23 protein-coding genes are annotated in these 22,722 nt (G+C 65.7%); 13 read left to right on the top strand and 10 right to left on the bottom strand.

The genetic code is table 11. From position 1 onward, the window contains the following. Positions 1-44 precede the first annotated feature (44 nt). From QY325_03620 to QY325_03570, 11 genes are all read left to right on the top strand, one after another. Positions 45-1,013, top strand: a complete 969-nt coding sequence (locus tag QY325_03620; GenBank protein ID WKZ67021.1) for an SIMPL domain-containing protein — start codon at positions 45-47, stop codon at positions 1,011-1,013. Positions 1,014-1,061: 48 nt separating this feature from the next. Further along, on the top strand, positions 1,062-1,715 hold the full coding sequence (locus tag QY325_03615; protein ID WKZ67020.1) for a hypothetical protein: 654 nt from the start codon (positions 1,062-1,064) through the stop codon (positions 1,713-1,715). Positions 1,716-1,735: 20 nt separating this feature from the next. Continuing rightward, a complete protein-coding gene (locus QY325_03610; protein WKZ67019.1) occupies positions 1,736-2,536 on the top strand; it encodes a class I SAM-dependent methyltransferase in 801 nt (266 codons plus the stop codon). A gap of 78 nt (positions 2,537-2,614) precedes the next feature. Next, positions 2,615-4,042, top strand: coding sequence for a nucleoside recognition domain-containing protein (locus QY325_03605; GenBank protein ID WKZ67018.1), 1,428 nt, complete (start codon positions 2,615-2,617; stop codon positions 4,040-4,042). Between the two features lie 42 nt (positions 4,043-4,084). Further along, entirely contained in the window at positions 4,085-4,498 is a 414-nt protein-coding gene (locus tag QY325_03600) for an OsmC family protein (protein ID WKZ67017.1), read from the top strand. Further along, positions 4,495-4,932, top strand: a complete 438-nt coding sequence (locus QY325_03595; protein ID WKZ67016.1) for a (4Fe-4S)-binding protein — start codon at positions 4,495-4,497, stop codon at positions 4,930-4,932. Before QY325_03600 ends, QY325_03595 begins: the two co-directional genes overlap by 4 nt. A 77-nt stretch (positions 4,933-5,009) precedes the next feature. Beyond that, positions 5,010-6,455, top strand: a complete 1,446-nt coding sequence (locus QY325_03590) for a TonB-dependent receptor (GenBank protein WKZ67015.1) — start codon at positions 5,010-5,012, stop codon at positions 6,453-6,455. A gap of 37 nt (positions 6,456-6,492) precedes the next feature. Next, complete coding sequence (locus QY325_03585) at positions 6,493-7,341, top strand: DUF4846 domain-containing protein (protein WKZ67014.1); 849 nt, start codon at positions 6,493-6,495, stop codon at positions 7,339-7,341. A gap of 31 nt (positions 7,342-7,372) precedes the next feature. After that, on the top strand, positions 7,373-8,599 hold the full coding sequence (locus QY325_03580) for a hypothetical protein (protein WKZ67013.1): 1,227 nt from the start codon (positions 7,373-7,375) through the stop codon (positions 8,597-8,599). Beyond that, on the top strand, positions 8,599-9,429 hold the full coding sequence (locus QY325_03575) for a formyltransferase family protein (GenBank protein WKZ67012.1): 831 nt from the start codon (positions 8,599-8,601) through the stop codon (positions 9,427-9,429). The genes QY325_03580 and QY325_03575 overlap by 1 nt, the downstream gene beginning before the upstream one ends. Then, positions 9,426-10,343 carry a hypothetical protein gene (locus QY325_03570; protein WKZ67011.1) on the top strand — a complete coding sequence of 306 codons (918 nt, stop codon included), beginning with the start codon at positions 9,426-9,428 and terminating at the stop codon, positions 10,341-10,343. Before QY325_03575 ends, QY325_03570 begins: the two co-directional genes overlap by 4 nt. Here QY325_03570 and QY325_03565 read toward each other — a convergent pair. From QY325_03565 to QY325_03545, 5 genes are all read right to left on the bottom strand, one after another. Beyond that, entirely contained in the window at positions 10,331-12,127 is a 1,797-nt protein-coding gene (locus QY325_03565) for an SLC13 family permease (GenBank protein WKZ67010.1), read from the bottom strand. The two genes, QY325_03570 and QY325_03565, sit on opposite strands and share 13 nt — an antisense overlap. A gap of 33 nt (positions 12,128-12,160) precedes the next feature. Next, entirely contained in the window at positions 12,161-13,150 is a 990-nt protein-coding gene (locus tag QY325_03560; protein ID WKZ67009.1) for a GDP-mannose 4,6-dehydratase, read from the bottom strand. A gap of 390 nt (positions 13,151-13,540) precedes the next feature. Continuing rightward, a complete protein-coding gene (gene rny / locus QY325_03555; GenBank protein ID WKZ67008.1) occupies positions 13,541-15,082 on the bottom strand; it encodes a ribonuclease Y in 1,542 nt (513 codons plus the stop codon). A gap of 59 nt (positions 15,083-15,141) precedes the next feature. Further along, the gene (locus QY325_03550; protein WKZ67007.1) at positions 15,142-15,423 is read right to left on the bottom strand and encodes a cell division protein ZapA; all 282 of its coding nucleotides are present in this window, start codon (positions 15,421-15,423) and stop codon (positions 15,142-15,144) included. Positions 15,424-15,440: 17 nt separating this feature from the next. Beyond that, complete coding sequence (locus QY325_03545) at positions 15,441-15,728, bottom strand: hypothetical protein (protein ID WKZ67006.1); 288 nt, start codon at positions 15,726-15,728, stop codon at positions 15,441-15,443. A 280-nt stretch (positions 15,729-16,008) separates the two neighbouring features. On the opposite strand from QY325_03545, the gene QY325_03540 reads away from it, so the two are divergent. Then, positions 16,009-17,622, top strand: coding sequence for a M23 family metallopeptidase (locus tag QY325_03540; GenBank protein ID WKZ67005.1), 1,614 nt, complete (start codon positions 16,009-16,011; stop codon positions 17,620-17,622). Positions 17,623-17,763: 141 nt separating this feature from the next. Then, the gene (locus tag QY325_03535) at positions 17,764-18,543 is read left to right on the top strand and encodes a glycerophosphodiester phosphodiesterase (GenBank protein ID WKZ67004.1); all 780 of its coding nucleotides are present in this window, start codon (positions 17,764-17,766) and stop codon (positions 18,541-18,543) included. A 98-nt stretch (positions 18,544-18,641) separates the two neighbouring features. On the opposite strand, the gene QY325_03530 is transcribed toward QY325_03535, so the two are convergent. From QY325_03530 to QY325_03510, 5 genes are all read right to left on the bottom strand, one after another. Continuing rightward, a complete protein-coding gene (locus tag QY325_03530) occupies positions 18,642-19,490 on the bottom strand; it encodes a glycosyltransferase family 2 protein (GenBank protein ID WKZ67003.1) in 849 nt (282 codons plus the stop codon). A 147-nt stretch (positions 19,491-19,637) separates the two neighbouring features. Further along, on the bottom strand, positions 19,638-19,829 hold the full coding sequence (locus QY325_03525) for a hypothetical protein (GenBank protein WKZ67002.1): 192 nt from the start codon (positions 19,827-19,829) through the stop codon (positions 19,638-19,640). Next, a complete protein-coding gene (locus QY325_03520) occupies positions 19,826-20,434 on the bottom strand; it encodes a WcaF family extracellular polysaccharide biosynthesis acetyltransferase (GenBank protein ID WKZ67001.1) in 609 nt (202 codons plus the stop codon). Before QY325_03520 ends, QY325_03525 begins: the two co-directional genes overlap by 4 nt. After that, positions 20,431-21,573 (bottom strand): glycosyltransferase family 4 protein, encoded by a 1,143-nt coding sequence (locus QY325_03515; protein WKZ67000.1) that lies wholly within the window; start codon positions 21,571-21,573, stop codon positions 20,431-20,433. The genes QY325_03520 and QY325_03515 overlap by 4 nt, the downstream gene beginning before the upstream one ends. Continuing rightward, positions 21,570-22,718, bottom strand: coding sequence for a glycosyltransferase family 4 protein (locus QY325_03510; protein ID WKZ66999.1), 1,149 nt, complete (start codon positions 22,716-22,718; stop codon positions 21,570-21,572). Before QY325_03510 ends, QY325_03515 begins: the two co-directional genes overlap by 4 nt. Positions 22,719-22,722: the final 4 nt, after the last annotated feature.

Raw genomic sequence — 22,722 nt, 5'->3', positions numbered from 1 at the left:
ACCATCCACGGGGGTGCGTGTACCGCTTGGCCAAAATCGCTGCCATGACCGGACGCCGCCTTGTGCCACTGCTCGCCTTCGCCATCGCCCATCCTGCCCGCCCCCAGGCCATGGGCAACCTCATGTACGAATCAGCCAGCCGCATGTGGCTGCAGCAGGCCGAGCAGCCCGTGAGGGCCTCGATCCAGGGAAATCTGCTCGTGCTCGAGGTGAATGCCATGATGAACATGCGCGCCGACAGCTATCTGGCCATTTTCCATGTTACCCAGCTCGGGCAGAGCGCCGAGGAAGCCGACAGCCTGATGACCGCGCGCGTCGAAGCCATGGTCCAACGGGTGAAGGAGCACGGCGTGAAGGAAGCCGACGTTTTCACCGACATGCTCTCCTTCGTGCCCGTGTACGAATTGGAGGCCACACGGAAGCTCTTCAGCAAGACCTATCAAGAAGTGCCGGCGGGCTTCGAGATCCAGAAGAACATCCACATCCGGTTCCGCGATGCCCGAATACTGGACAAGCTCGTGACGGCCGCCGCGAAGGAGGAGATCTACGACCTGGTGAAGGTGGACTTCTTCGTGGCCGACCAGAGCGCCTGCTACGATACGCTGCGGCTGTTCGCGAATCGGCTGATGCAGCAGAAGATCGATCAGTTCGCCAAGCTCGGGCTCAAGGTGGGCGAGAGCCATCGGCTCGCCTCGGAGCAGAACGGCGCCCACTTCCCGCTGGACCGCTATGCCGCCTACCAGAGCCGGGTGCAGACGAGCCTGAACAGCAGGCGAAAAGGACAGGCCGTGAACGACGTGCGCAAGCCGAGCGGCTTCTTCTACAACAAGGTGCCGTATGGGCGGTTCGATATCGTGCTGCACGCCGAGATCACCGAGCCACCGGTGCAGTACACGTACAACCTCACGCTGCAGTGCCAGCTCCCTGAGGGATTCCCCAGGAAGGAGGCCAAGGACATCGTGAAGTACGTGTGGATCACGGACAAGGGCGAGATGAAGGAACTGAAGCTGTGATCGGTTACCTTTTGCAGGGACGTGCATTGCTCGCCTACAAATCCGCGCATGCTCGCTCTGCTCCTCGCCGCCACCACCGCTGCCCCACCCTACGATCAGCTCAGGCGCTCCATCGAGGAACGCCGGAGCGCCTTCCAGGAACGCTACGCCTGCGCCGACAGCGCGGGCCAGGCCCGGATGGTCGACAGCGCCCGCGCCTACCTATTCGACCGCATCACGCTCGACATCCTCCCCGCCTGGCATGGCACGCGCTGGGATTTCAACGGCACCACGCGTACGCCCGGGCAAGGCGCCATCGCCTGCGGCTACTTCGTGAACACGGTGCTGCAGGATGCCGGCTTCCGGCTGCCGCGCATCAAGTGGTCGCAAATGGCCAGCGAGCCGATCACCGTGAAGACCTGCCATGCGATCAAGCGCTTCCGAAGCAGGCCGGTGAGCGAGGTGGAAGCCTACCTGCGCGAGCAGGGCGACGGGCTGTACAAGGTAGGGCTCGACAACCACGTGGGCTTCATCGTGGTGCGCGACGGAACGGCGCGCTTCGTCCACAGCAGCTACTACCATCCGGGGTCGGGCGTGATGAGCGAGCCGCTCGATGGCCATAACCCACTGGCGCATTCGCGTTACCGCATCGTGGGGAAGCTGCTCGGCGATGCCATGATGAGGGCGTGGCTCAGCGGCATGGACCTCTCCGGGCTTCGTTGAGCGCGGATTAGCTTCGCTCCATGGATGCCGCGTCCGCCTTCGCCGCCAACCGAGCGCTCTGGAACGCCCGCGTTCCGCACCACCTCGCCTCCCGGATGTACGACATGGATGGCTTCATCGCAGGGAAGAACCCGCTCACGGCCATCGAGCTGGAACTCCTCGGCGATGTCAAGGGCAAGCGCATCCTGCATCTGCAGTGCCACTTCGGACAGGATACGCTGAGCCTTGCGCGCATGGGCGCCGATGCCACCGGGCTCGACATCTCCGATGCCGCGCTGGACGAGGCCCGGAAGCTCACCGAGCGCTGCGGCCTGAAGGCCGATTGGGTGCTGAGCAACGTGGCGGAGCATGTGCCCGAGCTTGATGAGCGGTTCGACCTCGTGTTCACCAGCTATGGGACCATCGGCTGGCTGCCCGACCTGAAGCCATGGGCAGCGAACATCAAGCGCTACCTGAAGCCAGGCGGCCGCTTCGTCTTCGTGGAGTTCCACCCTGCAGTGTGGATGTTCGACAATGACTTCACCCACGTGCGGTACTCGTACTTCAACCGCGAGACGATCGTGGAGGAGGAGCAGGGCACCTACGCCGATCGGGGCGCGGACATCCGGCTCACCTCCTACAGCTGGAACCACAGCCTTGGCGAGGTGCTCACCGTGCTGCTCGATGAAGGCCTTGTGCCGGAGCGCTTCACGGAGCTCGATGGCTCGCCGCACGATTGCTTCCAGGGTACCGTGCGCGGCGACGACGGGCTGTACCGGATCAAGGACATGGAAGGGAAGATCCCGATGGTGTACGGGTTGCGCGCGGCGAAGGCGTATTAGGCTCTTCCACAGCGCGCTGTTGGCCAAGGGATCGCCGGGCGGGGCGGCGGCGGCGATCGCCTTCGCTCCTTTGCGCGCATGGCGCTGAGCCGCTTCTGGACGTTCATGCTGGTGCTGAGCATCGGCTATGTGCTGGTGATGCTGGCCATGGGCCGGCAGTACAGCCTGGGCATGCTGGTGAACGGCAAGCAGGGCGAGGCCTTGGTGGTGAACGAACTCGATACCGCCGCCCTGCAGGGCACGGCCTTCCTCGCAGCCATCCGTGCAGCAGGCGATGCCGGGCTGGAGGTGAAGGGCGACCGCTATGCGCTGAACGGGACAGGGACCCTCAGAGTGACGCGCGGCAAGCAGCCGGCCGACGGCCTCTTCGCCACCTGCCGCAACACCATCATGGACCTATGGCTGCCATTGATCGGCTACCTCACCTTCTTCTGCGGCCTGCTCAACCTGCTGGTCGATTCGCGCGCCATGGAGAAGGTGGCGCATGTGCTCTCCCCCGCCTTCCACCGCGTGTTCCCTGACCTCCGCAAGGACCACCCGGCCTACGGCTTCATGACGCTCAACTTCGCGGCCAACTTCCTGGGCCTCGACAGCGCCGCCACGCCCTTCGGCCTGAAGGCCATGGAGAGCATGCAGGAGGACAACCCGCAGAAGGACCGGGCCACCAACAGCCAGATCATGTTCCTGTGCCTGCATGCCGCAGGCCTCACGCTGCTGCCCACAAGCATCATCGGCTACCGGGCGGCCCAGGGTGCCGCCAACCCGGCCGACATCATGGTGCCCACGATCATCACCAGCTTCGTGGGCACCCTGGCGGCCCTGTTCATGGTGGCGGCCCGACAGCGCATCAGCCTCTTCAATTGGCCGGTGATGCTGGGCGTGCTGGGCATCAGCGCCATCATCGGGGGCCTCATGGCCTACATCGGCTCGCTGGCCGGCGCCGCCAAGTTCCACTTCACGGACAACCTCAGCAACGGCATGCTGCTCACCATCATCGGGCTTGTGGTGGGCTACGCATTCCTGGTGGAACGCTACTTCCGAGACAAGGGCACCAACATCTTCGACAGCTTCGTGCACGGGGCCAAGGACGGCTTCACCACGGGCCTCCGGGTGCTCCCCTACATGCTCGCCATGCTGGCCGCCCTGAGCATCTTCCGCAACAGCGGGCTCATGGGCATCGTGATGGACGGCCTCTCGTGGGCCATGGCCGGGGCGGGCGTGAGCAAGGAGATCATCGACGCCATACCCGTCGCGCTCATGCGCCCTTTCAGCGCTGGCGGCTCGCGCGGATTCATGCTCGATGCCATGAAGACCTACGGCCCGGACAGCCTGACCGGCATGCTCAGCTGCCTCTTCCAGGGCGCGGCGGAGACCACCTTCTATGTGGTGGCGCTGTACTTCGGCAGCGTGAACGTGAAGGACACGCGGTACACGCTGGGCATCATGCTGCTGGCCGACCTGGTCTGCGTGATCACGGCCATCTTCGTGGTGCGGCTCTACCTCTAGCCGGCCCTCGGCGCAGCAGGCAGGATTGACGACCTTCGCGGGATGGAGACCACGAAACGCGCCGTTACCGCGGTGCTCGATGGAGCGCCCTACCGTACGGTGCTCACCGCCCGAGGCATCACCGCCGTCGCCGACGAACCGGCCGAGCACGGCGGGCAGGACCAAGGGCTGCGTCCGCATGAACTGCTCCTGAGCGCACTCGCCAGCTGCACGGCCATCACCTTGCGCATGTACGCCGGCCGTAAGCAGTGGGACACCGGGGGCATCACCGTGCAGGCCACGCTGGAGCGTACCCAGACCGGACGCGCGGTGGAAAGCCGGATCCACCTGGAGATCGGCTTCGGGAGGGAAATGCCGACGGACCAGCGTGAACGCCTCCTGCAGATCGCAAGCGCCTGCCCGGTGCACCGCACGCTGGAGAGCCCCATCCACCTGACGAGCAGCCTGACACCATGAGCAAGGAGCACACCTACACCAACGGGGAGATCACCATCATCTGGAAGAAGGACCTGTGCATCCACAGCACACGGTGCTGGCGAGAGCTGGGCACCGTATTCCAGCCCGGCAAACGTCCGTGGATCAAGCCGGAGGGCGCCTCCACGGACGCGATCCGCGCACAGGTGGAACGCTGCCCGAGCGGCGCGCTAACCTTTCGCATGAGCGATGGCACCGAGGCCCAGGGGCGCGCGTCCGATGCCTCACTGCGTGTGGAGGTGAGTCCTGATGGCCCCCTGCTGGTGAAGGGCCCCTGCACCGTGGTGCATCCGGACGGCCGCGCAGAGGAGCGCGAGCGCAACACGGCCCTGTGCCGGTGCGGGGCCTCGGCCAACAAGCCCTATTGCGACGGATCCCATCGCCGAACCGGCTTCTCCGACGGCGCCGGCCGCTGACCGCCGCCTGGCGGTTACTGACCTACGGCATGACACCGGCACGCGAGGGGGCTACCTTTGCCCCCAGCACTTCCCGCATGTTCGCCCAGGACCCGAAGCACGTGCCCCTTACCCCCGCCCAGAAGGCGAGGCGCATCAATCTGAACCCTGACCTGTACGGCACTTTCGCCGAGATCGGCGCAGGGCAGGAAACGGTGCGCCATTTCTTCCGCGCCGGAGGGGCCTCCCAGACCATCGCCAAGGCGATGAGCGCCTACGACAAGGACTTCAGCAACGCCATCTACGGACCGGAGCCGGGCAACCGCTTCGTCTGTGAGAGCCGGCTGAAGAACATGCTACGGCACGAGTACGGGCTGATCATCGACCGCCTGAACCGCCAGGACCACCCCTCGAAGCGCTTCTTCACCTTCGCCAACACCGTTACCACCAGCACCTTCGAACGGCCGCACAGCGGGCACGGCTGGCTGGGCGTGCGCTTCCAGACCGCTCCAGACCAGCCCACCAGCGACGTGATCCTGCACTTCCGGCTCCACGACCCGGACATCAGCCTGCAGCAGGAGTGCATCGGCGTGCTGGGCGTGAACCTCCTCTTCGCTGCCGTGACGGATTGGGACAAGCCCGGCCAGATCATGGACTCGCTCTACGACAATGTGAGCCGGCACGTGGTGGAGATCGACATGATCCAGATGAACGGACCGGCGTTCCGCACCGTGGACAACCGGCTGCTCAGCCTGCAGCTGGTGAAGCGCGGCTTCACCGACGCCGTGCTCTTCGGCCCCGATGGGCAGAACCTGCAGGCCAGCGAGACGCTCTACAAGAAGAACATCCTGGCCATCCGCGGCAGCTTCCGGCCCGTCACCAAGGTGAACATCGACATGATCATGAACGGCTACAACATGTTCATCAAGGAACAGAAGGTAGACCGTCAGAACCTGCAGGTGCTCTTCGAGATCACCCTGAGCAACTTGAAGAGCGACACCGGCGATGTGGACGAGAAGGACTTCATCGACAGGGCCGACATCCTCTGTTCCCTGGGGCAGACGGTGCTGATCAGCAACTACCAGGAGTACTACAAGCTGGTGGAGTACTTCAGCCGGTACACCAAGGCGCGCATGGGCCTGATCATGGGCGTGAACAACCTGGTGGAGGTCTTCGACGAGAAGTACTACCGCCACCTGAACGGCGGGGTGCTGGAGGCCTTCGGCATCCTGTTCCACCGCGACCTGAAGATCTACGTGTATCCCAGCCGGCCGAGCAATACGGCGGAGATCATGACCACCGTGAACATGCCGGTGCATCCGCGCATGCGCCCGCTCTACGATTACCTGCTCTTCAACAAGCGGCTGGTGGACATCGAGAACTACGACCCCAACGTGCTGCACATCTTCAGCAAGCAGGTGCTCGACATGATCAGGGGCGGCCACAAGGGCTGGGAGAGCATGGTGCCCCCCTACGTGGACAACATGATCAAGGACAATCAGCTGTTCGGCTACCGGCCGGTGCAGGAGGGCGCCAAGGCCTGAGCGTTACCTGCCGGTGCGGGCAGAATTGCAGTGGGTGATGCGCAGGTCCGTCATGGCATGGATCGGAGCGGTCCTGCTCCTTGCGGGTCGCGTGGAGGCTCAGCCTGCCGGACGAAGCGGGGGTGCAGCAGGCCCTGGCGCCACCATCGCGCAACGCTTCGCACCGCCTTCCGGATTCCAGCGGCTGCCCGTCGATGCGGAATCCTTCGGAAGCTACCTGCGCCACCTGCCCCTGAAGCCGGAGGGGGCACCGGTGCTCCTCCATGACGGACGCCTGAAGGCCCGCCAGGACGTGCATGCCGCCGTTGTGGACAGTGAGCTGGGGCGGAAGGACCTGCAGCAATGCGCGGATGCGGTGATGCGCCTCCGGGCTGAATACCTGTATCGGTCCGGACAGGAGGATGCCATCGCATTCGATTTCACCAACGGATTCAGGGCCGAATGGGTGCGCTGGCGCAGCGGCGAGCGGATCCGGGTGACCGGCAACCGCTGCGCCTGGGTGCATGGCGCCGCGCCGGACTCCTCGCACGCCCAGCTGATGCGTTACCTCGATGCGGTGTTCACCTACGCGGGGACCCTCTCGCTGGCCCGCGAGCTCAAGCGCGCGTCACCGGCGCCTCCGGACGCCGGCGACCTGCGCATCGGCGATGTGTTCATCCAAGGGGGCTCGCCTGGCCACGCAGTGCTTGTGGTGGATGCCGCACGGCATGCCGACGGCCGCCTGGCCTTCCTCCTGGCCCAGGGCTACATGCCCGCGCAGGAGATCCATGTACTGCGCAATGCCCGCCAGCCGGACCTGGGCGCTTGGTATCTCCTGCACGGCGAGGCGCGGCTCCACACCCCGGAGTGGACCTTCGATTGGAGCCACCGCAGGCGCTGGCCCTGAGCCTCGGTTATCTTGGCCCGCAGCGCCATCCATGCTTCCCCGCGCAAAGCCTGAGCCCAAGCCCCGCCTCCGAGACCGGCACCTGAGGGCCTACCCCTACCCGTACACGGCCTGGTTGGCGCTGAGCAGCGACCCGGACAACACCACCATCGCGGATTGGACCGAGCTGAACGCCACCATCTGGCAGGAACTCGGACTGCCCTTCGGCGACACGGTCTTCCTGCGTTCGTACAACCGGAACCTCCCCGACCAGGTGGACGCGCACCGGCACCCGGAGATCCTGCAGGCGCACCCTCATGACACCCTCCACACCTGGGGGGATTACATGTGGGCCGGTGCCAAGGCCTTCGACCGGGCCGATGCCGAGGAAGCCTTGGCGATGATGCGCCGCCTGGGCCTGCAGCCGCGGGTTTGGGTCGATCACAGCATGTTCCCCGGCAACATGCTGCACAACAGCCGGCAGGGCTCCTTCCCGCGCATCGTGGATGCCTCCGGGCACGTGTACCCCAACCCCCTCTACACGCTCGACCTCGTGCGGCAGGCCGGCATCCGGTACCTGTGGGACGGGACGATTACACCGGTGCTGGGGCAGGACAGGCCGCTCTCGCGCTGGAAGGTGCACCGTGCGCACGGCCGCCAGCTCACGCGCTCGGTGAGCAACTACACCAAGTACATGGTGAGCAAGGCGCTCGGCGTCGGCACCGGCTTCCGAGCGCAATTCCGCGACAATGCCGCCTACCGACCCCATCGCTTCCCCGATGGCAGCATGCTCTACACCTTCCAGCGCCATGGCACCTGGGAGGAGGCCGACATCGACGGCCTGGGGCGGCTGCTCTCCGGCGAGCGGCTCGATCAGCTGGCCCGCCATGGCGGCACCTGCATCCTCTACACCCACCTGGGCAAGCGACGCGTGTACCGCGTGGGCGAGCCCCGGCACATCCCCGAGCACAGCATGGCCTCGCTACGGGGCCTTGCCGAGCGGTGGCACAAGGGCCGCATCCAGCTGTCCTCGGTCTCGCACCTCCTGGATTACCTGGTGCTGCGCGACCACGTCCGCGTGGACCATGAGGCCCGCACCGTTTCGTTCGTTCCGGACGGCATCGCCTTCGAGCGCATCGATGCAGCGGCGCTGCGCGGCCATCGTTTCACGCTGCGCGGCATCAACCCCGGCCAGGTGACCGTGCAGGGGCCCGATGGCCCGCTCCAGCCGCGGATCGATGCCCACGCTCACGGATGGTTCACCCTTGATTTCAGCTGATGCCGGCCTCAGGGAACATCGTGCTGCTCTGCAACCTCTCCCAGGAGAGCCAGTTGCTGGCCCGGCGACTGGTGCAGGACGGGCTGCGACTCTCGCTCATCGTGTGCGAAGCACCGCCGGTGCAGGTGCCCTACTCCCCCGCCTCGCGCTTGATGCGCGCGTTGGTGGGTCACCGCCTGATGAACATGGTGGGCCAGGCCTTGCTGCATGAGGAGGACCGCGCCACCCTGCGCTGGGAAGAGGCCATGAAGGAACGGGCCGACCGGATCGCACAGCCCGCCTATGCGGCGATCGTGGCGGGAAAGGGATGGCCTGCAAGCGTGGCCCGCGTGGAAGTCGATTCCATCAATGAGCCGGCCGTGGTGGATCGGGTGCGCGCAGCAGAGCCGGACCTGCTGGCCGTGCTGGGAACCCGGCTGCTGCGCGAACCCTTGATCGGCGTGCCCCGGCGAGGCGCCATCAATGCGCACACCTCCCTGCTGCCGGAATACCGCGGCACGCGGCCGGAATTCTGGCAGTGCATCCGTCAGGACAAGGACCACATCGGCGTCACCTTCCACCTCATCACCCCGCGGGTCGATGAAGGGGACATCCTGCGGCAGATTCCGGCCCAGGTCCCATGGCCGTGCGACCCCTACCGGTTGCGCGCTGAGAACCTGCTGATCATCCTGCGGGAATACCCCGCGGTGATCCGCGACCACATGACGGGACGAGCCGCGCCCATCCCGCAGGGGCCTACGCCCATGCGCGCCTGGCGCAGCGCCGACCTCACCTTGCCAAGACGCTCCGAGCTGCGGCGACGGCTCGAGGCGCTGGGCATCACCGCATGACCAAGCGGACCATGACCGGGGACTTGCTGCACCGGGACCACTCGGGTGCGATCTACGCGCTGGCCGAGCACGACGGCCAGCTGCTCAGCGCCGGGGGCGATGGCCTGGTGCTTGCGTGGGAGGCCACGGCTCCGGATCGCACCCGTGCCATTGCGCGCATCGCCGGCCCCATCTACGCCCTCGCCCGCGGCGGCCCGGATGAACTGGCCCTGGGCAGCGCCGCCGGCACGCTGCACCTGCTGAACCTGCGCGAGCGCCGGGAACAACACGCGTTGCAGGCACATGCAATGGGAGTGTATACCCTGGCCTGGCCACACCCAGGCGCGCTGGTGACCGGGGGCGGCGACGGCAGCTTGGCGCTGTGGGAGCGCACCGAAACGGGCGCACCCTGGGCGCTGCGGCGCCGCATCCCGTTGAGTGATGCCAAGGTGCGCGGTCTGGCCCTCTCCCCGGATGGCGCAACACTGGGGGCCGCCACGGGCGATGGCTGGCTGCACCTGCTCGATGCAGGCACGCTCAATGCCATCGCCAGCTGGGCCGCTCATGAGGAAGGCGCACATGCCCTGGCTTTCCACCCGCGAAAATCCGCCCTGGTGAGCGGCGGAAAGGACGGGCATCTGCGCATCTGGGACTTGCGGAATGGCCAGCGTGCCATACTCGCCCTGCCTGCCCACCGGTCCACCATCTATCAGGCGGCCTTCAGCCCCTCGGACGCCACCTTGGCCACCGCCTCGCGGGACAAGACCGTCAAGCTCTGGCACGCGGACAGCCTGGATCCCCTCGGGCGCCTCGATGCGCGCACCGGCGGGCATGCGCACAGCGTGAATGCGCTGCAATGGAGGGGCTACGACCTCATCAGCGCCGGCGACGACCGTCGCGTGGTGCGATGGTCCGGCGCCGATCAGAAGGGGTAGATGTGCGGGATGAGTACCGTGGCGAGCACCCAGAGCAGCAGCTGCATGGGCGCCCCCACCCGCATGAAATCGCGCGCCTTGTACTGCCCCGCGCCATAGATCATGGTATTGGTCTGGTAGCCAATCGGCGTCATGAAGCTCGCACTGGCGCCGAAGAGCACCGCCATGATGAATGGCGTGGGCGACAGGCCCAGTGCCGTGGCCGTGGCGATGGCGATGGGGGTGATCACCGCAGCGGTGGCCGTATTGCTCATCACCTCAGTGAGCAGGGAGGTGAGCAGGTAGATGCCGGAAAGGATGGCCACCGGCCCCAGGTCGTGCAGGCCCATCACAAGTCCATCAGCGATGCGCGCGGCCAGCCCGCTCTTCTGCATGGCCAGGCCCAGGCTCAGCGAACCGGCCATGAGGAAGTAGATCTTCCACTCGATGGCATCGTACACCTCCTTCATGGAGAGCGTACGGGAGACCACCAGTGCGATGAGGCCCAGCAGCGCGGCCAGCACCACCGGCAGCAGCTCCATCGACGCGGCCAGCACCACGGCCAGCAGGATGGCGCCGGTGAGGATGAAGCGCCCGCGCTGGAACTCGGCCAGGCCCTCCTGCTCAGCGAGGATCACGAACGGGCTGTCGCTCTCGCTCTCCATCCGCTTGAGGCGCTGCACGTAGTGCGACCGCACCTCGGCCAGCACCACATCGCCGCTCCGCAGCACCGTCTCGTAGAGCTGCTCGTGCACCAGCTCCTCGCGATGGCGCACGGCCAGCGGCACGGCGCGGTAGGTGCGGATGAGGTCGGCCTCGCGCAGGGTCTTGCCCTCCAGGTCGCTGCTGCTGGTGATCACCAATTCCACCAGGGCGGTGCCGCGGGAGCGCAAGTCGTCGTTTGCCACGCGCAGCGAGGGCTGCATGCCGATGTGCGCACGGTCCTTCAGCGCCCTGATGCGCGCCACATCGCAGCGCACCTTCAGCACATCGCCGACCTCCAGCACCATGTCACCGGCGGGGAGGGTGAATCGGCTGTCGTCGCGCCGGATCTCGATGATGTCCATCTCCAGCTCCTTCACCAGGGCGCTGTCCATGATGCGCTGGCCCACGGCGGGCGCCCCCGGCAGCAACTCGATCTCGGTGACGTAGCCGCGGATGCCGAACTGCTCGCCCAGGTCCTTGCTGGCGCGCCGGTCGGGCAGCAGCCTGCGGCCGATCACCGCCATGTAGAGCACTCCGGCGGCCAGGAACACCAAGCCCATTGGCGTTTGGTCGAACATGCCCAGCGCCGGCATGCCGCTGTCGGTCATCACGCCGCTCACCACGAAGTTGGTACTGGTGCCCAGCAGCGTGGTGGTGCCCCCGAGTATGGTGGCGTAGCTGAGGGGGATGAGCAGCTTGCTGGGCGCCTGCCCCGAGGTCTGGGCGATCTGCACCACCACGGGAATGAGCAGCGCCACGATGGGCGTATTGTTCATGAAGGCCGAAACCAGCCCCACCACCAGCATGAGGAGCAGCACGCCGATGGCCGGCGACTCCCGGAAATGGCCGCTGAGGCGCGGTCCCAAGGTGCTCACGGCCCCGGTTCGCAGCAAGGCGGCGCTGAGGACGAAGAGGAAGGCCACGGTGAGGGTGGCCTGGTCGCTGAACCCGGCAAGCGCTTCCTTGGGGGTGAGCACACCCGTGATGGCCAAGGCCCCCACGATGAGCAGCGCCACGAGGTCCACCCCCACCCGGTCGGTGATGAAGAGCACCAGCGCCACCGCGAGGATGACGAGCACGATCCACTCCTGCGGACTCATAGCCGGCGAATGTAGGGGAAGGGGCGCCGCGCATCAGCCCCAATGGGCCACATACCAAGGCACGGCGCGCGCCAGCCCCTCACGCAGGTCGACTTTGGGGGCGAAGCCCAGCACGGTGCGGGCCTTGCCGATGTCGGCGAGGGAGTCGCGAACATCGCCCACGCGTGGCTCGGCATGCTCGGCAGCCACCGCGGCCACCACGGGGTCCACCTTCATCAACTCCTCCTTGAGTGCGGCAAGGAGGGTGAGGAGGGTGGTGCGCTCGCCGTAGGCCACATTGAAGACCTCGCCGAAGGCGCGCTCATCATCGGTCCGCAGGGCGGCCAGCACGGCCTGTACCGCATTGCCCACGTAGGTGAAGTCGCGCGATTGGTGGCCGTCGCCGTAGATGATGGGCGGCTCGTGGGCCAGCAGTGCCCTGATGAAGCGCGGGATGGCGGCCGCATAGGGGCCCTCGGGGTCCTGCCGCTCGCCGAAAACGTTGAAGAAGCGCAGCCCGATGGTGCGCATGCCATGCAGTCGGTGATAGAGGCCGGCGTACACTTCGTTGCCGTACTTGCTCACCGCATACGGCGATAGCGGTGTACCGATGCGATCCTCACGCTTGGGCAGCTCGGGCGCATCGCCGTAAACGCTGCTGCTCGAGGCGAAGACCAGCCGCTGCACCCCGGCCGCACGCGCAGCGAGCAGCATGTTGAGGAATCCACCCAGGTTCACTTCGTGGGTGGTCACCGGGTCGGCTATGCTGCGGGGCACCGAGCCCAGTGCCGCCAGGTGCACCACGGCAGTGGCATCACGCAGGGCCGCCACGGCATCGGCCTGCGATCGGATGTCGCCTTCCACGGCCTCGAACCGTTCGTGGGCCAGCAGGTGGGCGATATTGGCGCGCTTGCCGGTGATGTAGCTATCCATGCTCCGCACCCTGTAGCCAGCGGCGAGCAGCGCATCGCACACATGGCTGCCGATGAAACCGGCACCACCGGTGACGAGGATCCGTTGCTCAGGAACTGGGGGCATGTCCATCCGGTCGGAGGGCGGCGAAAGTAGCGGCCGCCGCGCACCGGGGCGCCGAATACTTGTTCGCCATGCCGCAAGGCATGGTGTGCAACCCGTCCGGGCACAAGCGCCCCACCGCCGCAACGGCAAGGCAAGCGCGGTGCACCTGGCCTCCTCCAACGCCCAGGCTGACGAACAGGCGCCCGTGGTGCGCAACTCCGCCTGGAGTAGGGAGTTGGATTGCGCGGGCCGCTGCGGGGGCCGCGCGGCGGCTATCTCGGTCCTACGTCATGATGCGCCGCGCCGCGGACCCGCACGGTGATTCCAGTCGTATGATGCCCTGCGGGGCGCCTGGAATGAGGCAGGGGCGGCCGCTCTTGGCGGACCGCCCCTGCGCTGTACATGCGGGTTCCGCCCTTACTTGGCCACCGCCACGCTCCGCTTCTCGCGGATCACGGTGATCTTCACCTGACCGGGATAGGTCATCTCGTTCATGATGCGGTCGGCGATGCTCATGCTCAGCTCGTCGCTCTGCTGGTCGGTGATGCGCTCGCTCTCCACCATCACGCGCAGCTCGCGGCCCGCCTGGATGGCGAATGCCTTTGTGACCCCTTGGTAGCTCATGGCCAGGCTCTCCAGGTCCTTCAGGCGCTGGATATAGGCCTCCACCGCTTCGCGGCGGGCGCCGGGCCGTGCACCGCTGATGGCATCGCAGGCCTGCACGATGGGCGAGAGCAGGGTGGTCATTTCGATCTCGTCGTGGTGGGCGCCGATGGCATTCACCACATCGGGCTTCTCGCCGTACTTCTCGGCCAGCTTCATGCCCAGCAGCGCGTGCGGCAGCTCGGGCTCTTCGTCGGGCACCTTGCCGATATCGTGCAGCAGACCGGCGCGCTTGGCCGCCTTGGGATTGAGGCCCAGCTCGGCGGCCATGATCGCGCTGAGGTTGGCTACCTCGCGGCTGTGCTGCAGCAGGTTCTGGCCGTAGCTGCTGCGGTACTTCATGCGGCCCACCATGCGGATGAGCTCGTTGTGCAGGCCGTGGATGCCCAGGTCGATGCAGGTTCGCTTGCCCACCTCCATGATCTCCTCCTCCAGGTGCTTCTTGGTCTTGGCCACGATCTCCTCGATGCGCGCCGGGTGGATGCGGCCGTCCTTCACCAGCTGATGCAGGGCCAAGCGCGCCACCTCGCGCCGTACGGCATCGAAGCAGCTCAGGATGATGGCGCCGGGGGTATCGTCGACGATGATCTCCACACCGGTGAGTTCCTCCAGCGTGCGGATGTTGCGCCCCTCGCGGCCGATCACCCGGCCCTTCACATCGTCGTTCTCGATGTGGAATACGCTGACGCTGTTCTCTATGGCATGCTCGGTGGCCACCCGCTGGATGGTCTGGATGACAATGCGCTTGGCCTCCTTGTTGGCGTTGAGCTTGGCCTCCTCCTGCACCTCCTTGATATGGGCCATTGCGGCTGTGCGAGCTTCGTCCTTCAGACTGTCCACCAGCTGCTTCTTGGCCTCCTCGGCGTTGAGCCCGCTGATGTTCTCCAGCAGGGAGACCTGCTTGGCATGCATCTTCTCGGTCTCCTCGCGCCGGCGCTCCACGCCGCTGAGCTTCTGCTCAAGGTCGGCCTTCAGCCGCTCCACGTTCTTCTCCTTGTTGGCAAGCTCCTGCTGCTGGCGGCTCAGCTGCTGCTCGCGCTGCTTGGCCTTCTCCTGGGCCTGGGCCACGTTGCGCTCGCGCTCCCGCACCTCCTTCTCATGCTGCTCCTTCATCTGCAGGAACTTCTCCTTGGCCTGCAGGATCTTCTCCTTCTTGATGGCCTCGCCCTCGGCCTCGGCTTCCTTCAGGAGGCCTTCGCGCCGCCTGCGCATGACACTATTGAGGGCGACGAAGACGATGGCGCCGCCGCCTACGAGACCGGCCAGTAGGCCGATCAGGATGCTGATGATGTCCATGGGTCCATGTGTTTTTCATGGACCGTACACGCCCTCGGCCACGCCGGGGAGCTCAGGAGTCAGGGCTGCTGATCAGCGAGCAAGCGTTCGATCTCCTCCAGCACGGCGCCGAGTTCGGCCTCCTGCCGTGGAGCATTGCTGTTGAGGGCGCGCACTGTCACTTCCAGCGCGGCCATGGCCAGCAGGTCCTGCTTGTCGGTGAGAGGATATCCCGCCCGCAGGCGGTCGATGCTCTCGTTGATCTCATCCACCGCACGGCGCACATGGTCCTCTTCCGCTTGCTGTATGGTCAGCGGATAGGCGCGCCCCGCGAGTTCCACCCTGATCGATCGTTCTTCCATGGTCGTCGGTGCCGCGCTCAGGCTTGTATCAGGCCCAGGCAACGGTCTATCTCCTGTACCAATTGGTCGATCCGTTCCTTCGCTCCCGGAACGCCTGCCGCGGATGCGGCCGGCTTCATGGTCCGGAGGACCTCGTTCTCCCTCTCCAGTTCCGCCAACCGTTGGCTGAGCACCTGGCTCACCCGATCGTGCTCGCGGGCGTTGCGCTCCAACTCGGCCAGCCGCTCGTGCAGGGCCTTGCGCTCCTTCACCAAGGAGTGCACCTGCCCCTGCACCATGCGCAGCCGGTCCGTGAGGGTTTGCATCTGCTGAATGGGAAGACCGTGTACGGTCCGAGGCCAAAGATAACCCGGCCTCCCGATGCGGCAGTCAGTTTGTTTGAACCTCACGGTGTTAACCGAGCAGCGGCCACGGTAGCATGCTTCGCGCCCGCTGGCGGTAAACTTGTCCCGTATGCCCATGCTGCATCCGCGCCGACCGACCGAGCCCGCACAATCACTGAAACAAACGTGGTTCTTAATACTGATTATCTGCGGTTTATCATCGCATTTTTCGAGTGCTCAATCCGGGCGCTACATACCGCCCATGGCCATCCCCATCGAGCTCTCGGGGAACTTCATGGAACTCCGCAACGACCACTTCCACTCCGGCCTGGACATGCGCACCGAAGGGCGCGAAGGCATACCGGTGCGCGCCGTGGCCGACGGCTGGGTGAGCCGCATCAAGATCAGCCCCTACGGCTACGGCAAAGCCGTGTACATCGACCATCCCGACGGGCACACCACGGTCTACGGCCACCTGCAGGCGCTCACCGGCTCCGTTGGCGCCGCTTGTCTGGAACAGCAGTACCGCCAGAAGGACTTCAGCATCGATTGGACCCCCGAGAAGGGGGCCCTGCCCCTGAAGCAGGGCGAAGAGTTTGCCCTCAGCGGGAACACCGGGGGCAGCGGAGGCCCCCACCTGCACTTCGAGGTGCGACGCACCGGCGATCAGCATGCACTCGACCCTGAGGCCCATGGCTTTGCAGTGCCCGACCGCGTGCCGCCGGAGATCCTCGGCATCCGCCTCTATCCGCTCACCGACTCTTCGCGGTGCGCTCCCTATCCCGAGCGCGCCGTGGGCTACGCCGCTCAAGGCGCCACCGGCCGTTACACCCTGAAGGCCGAGCCGGCCGCCTATGGCACCGTGGGCCTGGCTGTGAACACCCTCGACCGTTACGATAACGGAAGCGCCAAATGCGGCGTGCGCAAGCTGGAAGTGCTGGTGGACAGCATCCCCCACTTCACCGCCACCCTCGACCACGTGGATTTCCACCTCAACCGCTACTGCAACGCCCACGTGGACTACGCCCTCTTCAAGGGGCAGAAGATGGACTACCACCGCTGCTACCGGCTGCCCAACAACAAACTGAAGCTCTATGGGCGGGAGGCGGCCCAAGGGCGCATCGAACTAGCACCCGGCCAGCGGCGGCAGGTGCTGGTGGTGTCCACCGATGCCAACGGCAATCAGAGCCGTTTGCGGTTCACCCTACGCGGGGCCGATGCCCAAGAGGCCGGTTCCTGGCCCAGGGAACAGCCCATGGGCAGTCTATTCCGCTACGATACCGACAACCGCGTGGAAGAAGAGGGATTCCGCTTCCACCTGCCTGTGAACGCGCTCTATGACGATGCCTATGTGACCTACGCCCGCCAACCGGCTGTGGGCCGTAGCCTCACTGCGGTACATGCCTTGGGCGACCCGCTCATCCCCCTGCATGCCCCCGGGGAGCTCTCACTGGCCGTGCAGACCAAACAGCCCGCCAAGGCCGTGGTAGTGCGCCTCGACAAGGAGGGCAAGGTGTCGGCCGCCGTGGGTGGCCAGTGGGCCAACGGCTGGATCACCGCTTCCGTGAAGGCCTTCGGCGCCTACACCGTGCTACTGGACACCGTGCCGCCCACCATCACCAATGCAGACCTCCGGGCCGACATGCGCGGGCGCAAGGGCTTCATACTCAAGGTGGCGGACGACCTCAGCGGCATTCAGCGGTGGACCGCCTCCCTTAACGGTCAGTGGATGCTGATGGAGTACGACCCCAAGACCAAGGCCCTCTCCCACACCTTCGATGCCCGCACGAAAGCGCCCGGCAGCAAGGAACTGGTGGTGGAGGTGACGGACGAACGGGGCAATACCAGCCGGTTCCGGATGCGGTTCGAGCGGTGAGACTATGGCTTCCCGAACAACCTGCGCATGCAGTCGGGTAGAAGCGGCTGGAACCAAGGAAGCCCCCCGTACGGTCCGATTCGGCCCGCGTGGCGATCCCCCCTCCTCCCCATCCGCCCTGCCCGCTAGCTTCGGCCCGCCATGCGCTTGCTGCTCTGGCTGCCCCTGCTGATGGCCTGCTCCGTTCCGGAGCGCGGCAGCACGCGCATCATCGGCCACGGCGGGGCCGGCACGGCCGGGTCGCACCCACTCAACAGCGGCGCTTCCCTGGCGGAGGGCCTCTCCCTCGGGGTCGATGGCGTTGAGCTGGATGTGCAGCTGACGGCCGATGGCGTCCTGGTGGCCTTCCACGGCGAGGACCTGGCGGAAGGCACTCCCTGCCAAGGCAAGGTGAATGCCTTGCCGTGGAGCGCGCTGCAGGCCTGTGCGGTGGAGCATGGCGGCGTGCACCACCCGGTGGTGCGGGTGGACAGCTTCCTGCTGGGTGCAGCGGCGCAGCACCCGCAGGCGGAATTCACGCTTGATGCCAAGCTCTTCGCCGAAGGCGACTGGTGGGCCTACCTGGAGGCCTATACCGATGCCCTGGCACGCCTGCAGGCCGATAGTCTGCTGGCCGGCCGCCTGGTGGTGGAATGCCAGGTGGAGGACTTCCTGCGGCTGCTGCACGGTAAGCGGCCCGATCTGCCCCTGTTCTACTATGCCACGGACCTGCCCAGCGCCGTCCCCACCGCCCTGGCCCTGGGCTGCACGGGCATCACCATTGACCAAGCGCGCGCCACGGCCGAGGAGGTGCAAGGCGCGCATGGCGCTGGCCTGCAGGTTTCCTTTTTCGGCACCAACAGCGCTTGGGGCCACCGCCGCGCCTTGTCCAAGTCCCCCGATCGCCTGCAGACCGATGCTCCGCAGGTGTTCGCGCGCTGAGTGACCCTGGCGCCACCGGCACAGCCAAACCGGCGTCAATCCCCTATCCGAATCGAATCCTGCCCACGGCGCCCTGCCGAGGCTCCGGGGGGCGCTTCCTAATGGAAGAACTGCATCACCTTGCTCCACAGCTTGCGTGTGACCAGCAGCGGCGGGGCCTGCAGACCATTGATCCCCCAGGAGGCACGCACCTCCCGGTTGGCCTTCAGGATGTGCTTGATGCTCCCGTTGCTCATGCCGCCCAGACGGAAGCGCACCAGCACCTCGCGCAGGTGCACCGTGGGCACATGGTGCTTGTACAGGAAGCGGAGCAAGATCTCGTAATCCGCGCCGATGCGGAGGTCGGTGTTGAAATGGCCGAAGCGGTCGTAGACGCTCTTGCGGATGAAGGTGCCCACATGCGGCGGCATCCAGCCCTTGCGGAAGTTCTCGCGGTGGTAGGTGCCACTGAGCCAGGTGCGATGCACTTTGTAGATGTCCTTCTCGTCCACCATGATGATGTCGCCATAGACGGCATCGGCGTGGCTGCGTTGGAAGGCAGCCACCACGTGCGCGATGGTCTCTGGCGTCATCAGCAGGTCGCCGGCGTTCACGAAGCCGATGATGTCGCCGGTGGCACGTGCCAGGCCCTTGTTCATGGCGTCGTAGATGCCCTTGTCGGGCTCGCTCACGAGGATGTCGATGCCGCGCCGGCCGGGTGCATCGGAAACCTCCGCAGGGTCTCCGCTTCGGGACCCTGCGGTTTCGGTGCGCAGGGTCCCCTCGTTCCTCGGGAGACCCGGCGCAGATTTGCGGTACCGCTCCAGGATCTCCACCGTGCCATCGGTGCTGGCACCATCGATGACGATCAGTTCGATGTCCGGATGGGACTGCGCGAGCACGCTGTCGAGCGTCTCGGCGAGGACCGGGGCCACGTTGCGGCAGACGGTGATGAGGGAGACTTTCATGGATGCATTCAAGCTGCGGGTCAACCCTTTGAGGAGGTGCTTCGAGTTAACGACCCATCCTACGAGGACAGGCTAAACCGAACAGATCCATCCCGATCCTCTACGGTTCTCCCTGCTCTGTTGGGATACTCAGCGATGGCATCGTTGTTATTCGTTCGTCCCCTTCCGATTGCGACGCAGGATGAAGAACAGCGCCGTTCCAAGTGCCAACATGTAGACCAAGGCCAGCGGAGTGTGATCGAATCGCAGCGTGGCGAAGTCGAATCCCTTGAGCAGCGCGCCCCCAAGAATGACCACGATGACGAGGATAGGGAACGGCGCATTGATGAGCTTCTTCACGATTGGTTGAATTGGTCTCTTATGGCTCCATGTGGACCGCTGATCGGCTCGATCACCCTTTCCCGCACCGCCGCCGCCGGATTGCCTTGGTAGATCGTATAGGCCTCCAGGTCCTTCGTGGCCACGCTGCCTACGGCCAGTACGCTGTGGCTCTTCAGCGTAACGCCCAATGTGACGATGGCTCCCGCTCCCACCCAGCTGCCATCCTCCAGCACCACCGGCTTGCTGTACGTGGGGTAATCGACCTTCTTGTAATCGTGGCTGCCCTGGATGATCATGGCGCCTTGGCTGATGACGACGTTGCTGCCGATGGTGAGCGTGTCCAGGTTGTCCAGCCAGGCGCGTTGGCCGATCCAGCTGTGATCGCCGATGCGCAGCTTCCACGGGAACTTGATGTTCACGCCGGGATGGATCACCACGCCCTTCCCCACCCTGGCACCGAACAGGCGCAATAGCGCGGGCTTCGGCGAGCGGAACGGGAAGCCCGGATTGAGGAAGAAGAGCGCGTTGGTGAAGTACCAGAGCGTGCGCTTCACAACGCCTGCTCCGGGATCGAAGGTCTTCGAGTTGTCGAAGCGGGAGAGATCGACGGTGGGACGGGTCATGACATGAACATCGCCAGGCTTCGTTCCAAGCCCGTGGCATCGGTCAAATATCGCTTGCCCAAAGCGGAAGCGCCCAACGCCCACACCTCATAGGCGGATCCATCCATTCCGACCAATTGCGCCAGTAACGAATCGAACTTCTCCGGCTCTTCCAGCGGCAGGTCCCAGCCCGCGCTCTTCGTTTCCAGCCCTTTCCACGGCGTGCGATCGCTGATGAGCAACGGCCTGCCCGCCACCAGCGCCTCCAGCATGGTGTGCCCGAAGTTCTCACCCACGCTGGGCATGAAGACGGCGTGCGCCTCGCCGATCACATGCGCAACGCGATCCTGACCGATGTGGCCGTGCATGACCACGGCAACGTTCTGCGGCAGCTTCGCCACCGCTTCCAAGCATCGTTGGTGATAGGCTTGGTCATACACGGTGCCGTACAGGTCGAAGCGGACATTCCCTTCGAGCTTCATCAAGCGCTCGATCGCGAAGAGCGTGTTCTTCTCCGGTGCGATGCGGCCTACGCTCACCAAACGGAGCTCGCCCGGCTTCTTCCCGATCGACATAGGCTCCTGTTGCTCGAGCTTCCGACCAAGGTTGGGCACCAGGTGCACCTTCACCTCCTTGCCGATCCAGCGCTTGATGTCATCGACCTCTTCCGCATTCGTGGCCTGGAACTCCACGCCCCGGAAGCAACCCGTGGTCTTCATGGCCAGCAGGAAGGCGCGCTTCTTGGCTGCGCTCTGCTTCATGGGCCCACGTGCCAGCATGCCGCGCACGGCCACGATGCGTCGCTGCTTGGAGCGTCGCAGGATCCATAGCGGCGCGATGGTGCTCCACTTGGAATAAAGGCCGTTGATGTACACCACGTTCCAAGCCCGCTCCTCCAACAGGGCTCTCCACTGCTTCAAGGTCCGCTGCTTCGGTGAGGCATGCCAGACGCGCTCGCCGCGATCCGCCGAGATCCACTGATCGCGGATGATTCCCTTCGGCGGCGACTTCTCGGTATAGTCGCGGTCGCCAGTGACGATGTGGAAGTCGATCCGGCCGTGCAGGTGATCCACGAGGTTCACCATGCTCCGCACCGGTCCGCCCGCCTTGAAGAAGGGCTTGTACCAATCGATGAAAACGAGCACTTGGGGCTTGTTCATCGGCTGGACAATGACGACGGGATGATGCGGGAGGAGTGCGTAGCCCCTCCCATGAGATCGGCTGCGGTTTCAGCCCATGCCTGGGGGCTCCAGGCCATGCCCAGTTCCAGGCTGCGCCGCCCCATGCCGCGCAGCTCGGCATCGCTGCTCAGCACCAGCATGCGGAGGATGGTCTTGAGGGTGGCCTTGTCGCCGGCGATGAAACGGAATCCGTTCTCCCCCTCCTGCAGGAAACGCTCGGCCGCGCCCACTGCGGAGCTGAGCACCAGTGGCAGGCCGGCGCATGCATGCTCGTGCACGACCACGCCCCACGGCTCATAGGTGCTGGGCAGCACGAAGGCGCCGCACTGCGCCACTACCGGCTCCATCTCGCCGGGCTGCTTGAATCCGAGGTGGCGGATCCGCGCATGGCGCCCGGACGGCGAAGCCACCACTTGATCGTGCAGTTCACCGGTGCCCGCCAGCCAGAGCTCCCAGTCACCTGCCTCCCCGGCATCACACAGCTCGGCGAAGGCATCGCAGAGCAGCTGCTGGCCCTTGGTGGGGATATAGCGCGCCACGCAGAGGAAGCGGTGCGGCCAGCCGCTGGCGCGCTCCGCCAGGAGGCGCTCGCCGAGGGGCAGGAAGAGCGGGGTGTCGGCTGCGTAGAATCCCGTGCGGATGCGCTCTTCCGCGAAGCCGAGCCGCAACGCATAGCGGGCCTGCGCCCGGCCCGTGACCCAGGCATGGCTGAAGGCCCGGTGCAGCCTCCACCGCGCCGCCAAGGCGTTGGCCCATTGCTTCCAATGGCCGCGCCACGCGGTGTCAAGCGCGATGACTGAGACCGCACCGGCGCGCTTGGCGGCTGCGCTAGCCCTGAGGTAGCCGGCGTCCACCCAGCCGCTGGTGATCACCAGGCCAGGACGCAGCCGACGGACCAGCGCCAAGAGGCCATCGTCCGAAAGCGATGCCCGCTCATGCACGGTGATGCGCGGATGGAACTCCAAGGCGAAAGGGGCCTCGCTGTTCACCGGCCAGCGCACGAGGTGCAGCTCGGTGCCGGTTCGCTCCACCAAGGAGTTGAGGCAGGCCAGCACATAGGGCGCCAGCTCGGTATAGAGCACCAGCACGGGGCCCTTGCTGCGGGGGGCGTGATTCTCCGCCATGCGA

It is taken from the genome of Flavobacteriales bacterium (assembly GCA_030584065.1).
Classification (GTDB): Bacteria; Bacteroidota; Bacteroidia; order Flavobacteriales_F; family PHOS-HE28; genus PHOS-HE28.
The sequence above is the reverse complement of the archived record's forward strand: the minus strand, read 5'-3'. Positions and strand labels throughout refer to the sequence as shown.